General features: G+C 70.9%; 3 protein-coding genes and 1 pseudogene. 3 read left to right on the top strand and 1 reads right to left on the bottom strand.

Annotation, left to right across the window (positions count from 1 at the left end):
* Together DQP58_RS26320 and DQP58_RS26315 are read left to right on the top strand one after the other, a co-directional pair.
* Positions 1-597 (top strand): annotated as a pseudogene (locus tag DQP58_RS26320) (primosome assembly protein PriA); the annotation flags it as partial.
* A 126-nt stretch (positions 598-723) separates the two neighbouring features.
* Positions 724-1,209: a MarR family winged helix-turn-helix transcriptional regulator gene (locus tag DQP58_RS26315; RefSeq protein WP_112710961.1), complete on the top strand. Its 486-nt coding sequence runs from the start codon at positions 724-726 to the stop codon at positions 1,207-1,209.
* 10 nt (positions 1,210-1,219) lie between these two features.
* Here DQP58_RS26315 and DQP58_RS26310 read toward each other — a convergent pair whose 3' ends face one another.
* On the bottom strand, positions 1,220-2,047 hold the full coding sequence (locus DQP58_RS26310; protein ID WP_112710960.1) for a class I SAM-dependent methyltransferase: 828 nt from the start codon (positions 2,045-2,047) through the stop codon (positions 1,220-1,222).
* 178 nt (positions 2,048-2,225) lie between these two features.
* Here DQP58_RS26310 and fmt point away from each other — a divergent pair.
* Positions 2,226-3,169 (top strand): methionyl-tRNA formyltransferase (gene fmt / locus DQP58_RS26305; protein WP_112710959.1); only part of this gene is annotated, 944 nt, incomplete at its 3' end.

The raw sequence follows: 3,169 nt of genomic DNA, 5'->3' as shown, positions 1-3,169 counted from the left end.
CCCGCGCTGGTGGTGGCCACCCCCGGCGCCGAGCCACAGGCGTCCGGTGGTTACGGGGCGGCGCTGCTGTTGGACACCTGGGCGCTGCTGGGCCGGCAAGACCTACGGGCGGCCGAGGATGCGCTGTGGCGCTGGATGAGCGCGGCGGCGCTGGTGCGTGCCCGCGGTGACGGCGGCGTGGTGATGGTGGTTGCCGAATCGTCGCTGCCCACAGTGCAATCCCTGATCCGCTGGGACCCGGTGGGTCACGCGGAGGCCGAGGTGACCGCGCGGGCCGAGGTGGGTCTGCCGCCCAGCGTGCACATGGCGGCCATCGACGGGACAGCCGGCGCGGTCACCGCGCTGCTCGACGAGGCCCGGCTGACCGACCAGGAGTCGCTGCACGCGGATTTGCTTGGCCCCGTCGACCTTCCGCCCGGGGTGCGCCGCCCGGCCGGAACCCCGCCCGGCGCGCCGGTGACCAGGATGCTGGTGCGGGTGCCCCGTCAGCAGGGGCTGGCGCTGGCGGCGGCGCTGCGCCGCGGCGTCGGTGTGCTCAGCGCCCGGCAGACCCATGAGCCGGCCCGGGTGCAGATCGACCCGTTGCACATCGGCTAACCTTCATAAACCGTTACCCTGGGCGACAATATGTCGATGCAATAATCTCTTCTTACGACATTAGAAGGTTGCTACACTTTCTCATCCTTAGCCGCCGATAGGCCGGAACGATCCGGGGAGGGCGATATGACAGCGGACAACACCGCCGTTGACGAGTCATTGGACGTCATCACCGATGCTTTGCTGACGGCCTCCCGTCTGCTGATGGCGATCTCGGCGCGCTCCGTGGGGCAGGTCGACGAGACCATCACCATCGCGCAGTTCCGCACGCTGGTGATCCTGTCCAATCGCGGCCCGGTCAACCTCGCCACCCTTGCCGGCCTGCTGGGCGTGCAACCGTCGGCCACCGGCCGGATGGTGGACCGGTTGGTCGCCGCCGGGCTGATCGACCGGTTGCCCCACCCGACCTCGCGGCGCGAACTGCTCGCCGCGCTCACCACGCGCGGCCGCGACGTCGTCAACCAGGTGACCGCGCACCGGCGCGCCGAGATTGCGGCCATCGTGGCGAAGATGCCGCCGCCGGAGCGCCACGGACTGGTGCGCGCGCTGACGGCCTTCACCGCGGCCGGCGGCGAACCCGACGTCCACCTGGACGCCGAGGTCGGCCTGTAGCCGGCCGGGCCTAGCCGGCCCGCTTCTCGGCGGTCACCAGCAGGTACTCCCAGCCCATGGTGCCGTCGGTCAGGTGTTGTTGCGCGAGTTCGATGAGCTGGGCGTCGAGCTCGGCGGCCAGCACGCGGTTGTGGCCGATGTTCGCGTAGGCCTCGATCGTCGGGCCGTAGTGCTGCTTGAAATACGCGTGCACGGCCTCGGCGCTGTCGAATCGGTTGACCGCCAACATGCCTCGCGTCGCGCTGAGGTCGCTGATCTGGTCGCCGAGCAGCGCGGCGACGTAGCCGGGGCGGCCCCAGAGCGCCGCCGGCGGCGCGGGGTGCGACAGGCTCGGCCGGTAGGGCCGAATGGTGGCGAGCATCCGGCCGAAGAATCCCTCGGGGGTCCAGCTGATCACGCCGATGGTGCCGCCCGGTCGGCAGACCCGGACCAGTTCGGTCGCGGCGCGCTGCTGGTTGGGGGCGAACTGGACACCGATCGCCGACATGACGACATCGAATTCACCGTCGCCGAACGGCAGCGCCTGCGCGTTGGCTTCCCGGTAGTCGAGGGTCAGGCCCCGCGCCGCGGCCCTGGCCTGCGACCGTTGCAGCAGCTCGGGGGTGAGATCGGTGGACACGACGGTGGCGCCGGTCGCGGCCGCCGGCAGCGAGATGTTGCCCGAGCCGGCGGCGACGTCGAGAACCCGCACGCCCGGCCCAATGCCGGTGGCCTCGACTAGGGCGGGACCGAGCGGGGCCATCACTTCCTCGGCCATCAGCGCGTAGTCGCCCAGGGCCCATACCGTGCGATGCGTTGCGGCCACCGAGGCGTCGCTGATGGAAGCGTCGAGGGTCATCTAGACCTCCTTGAGAGGGAAGGGATTTGTCTTTCGACCTCGTTGTCGACGCGAATCGGCTGCGCGGTTCACACCGGAAGACACTGACTCCTAGAAATAGTAGCCATAAGCAATAGTATACGCACGCACATTCGGCCGGCCGGTCCGGCCCGCGTCCGCCGCTTTCTAGACTGACCCGGTGCGCCTTGTCTTCGCCGGAACCCCCGAACCCGCGCTTCCCGCATTGCGCCGCCTCATCGACTCGCCGCGTCACGAGGTGGTCGCGGTGCTGACCCGTCCCGACGCCGCGGCGGGACGGCGCGGCAAGCCGGAGCCGTCGCCGGTGGCCCGCGAGGCGCTTGAGCGCGGCATCCCGGTGCTGCGGCCGTCGCGGCCGAACTCCGACGAATTCGTCGGCGAGCTGGCGCGGTTGGCCCCGGACTGCTGCGCAGTGGTGGCCTATGGCGCGCTGCTGCGCGACGGCCTGCTCGGGGTGCCCGCGAAGGGCTGGATCAACCTGCACTTCTCGTTGCTGCCCGCCTGGCGCGGCGCCGCCCCGGTGCAGGCGGCCATCGCCGCGGGGGACGGCATCACCGGGGCCTCGACGTTCCGGATCGAGCCGAGCCTGGACTCCGGCCCGATCTACGGCGTGGTGACCGAGACCATCCGGCCCACCGACACCGCCGGGGAATTGCTTGGGCGACTCGCTGTTTCGGGTGCCGAACTGTTGTCGGCCACGCTGGACGGCATCGCCGACGCGACCCTGACGCCGGTGCCGCAACCCACCGAGGGGGTCAGCATCGCGCCGAAGATCACCGTCGAGCAGGCCCGGGTGCGCTGGGACCTGCCGGCCCAGGTCGTCGATCGCCGCATCCGTGCCGTCACCCCCCACCCCGGCGCCTGGACGCTGCTCGGCGGCCTGCGCATCAAACTGGGCCCGGTGCAGACTGCCGAGGCGTCGGCGACGCCCGGCCCGCCAGAACCGTTGTCACCCGGCGCCATTCACGTGGACCGCAAGAGCGTCTGGGTTGGCACGGGTTCGGATCCGGTGCGGCTGGGTCAAATCCAGCCGCCCGGAAAGAAATTCATGAATGCGGTCGACTGGGCGCGCGGTGCGCGGCTGGACCCCGCGGTGCGGGCGAC

The organism is Mycobacterium colombiense, from assembly GCF_003284975.1.
Classification (GTDB): domain Bacteria; phylum Actinomycetota; class Actinomycetes; order Mycobacteriales; family Mycobacteriaceae; genus Mycobacterium; species Mycobacterium europaeum_A.
Note: the sequence above shows the minus strand (reverse complement) of the source record. Positions and strands in the feature narration are given on the sequence as shown.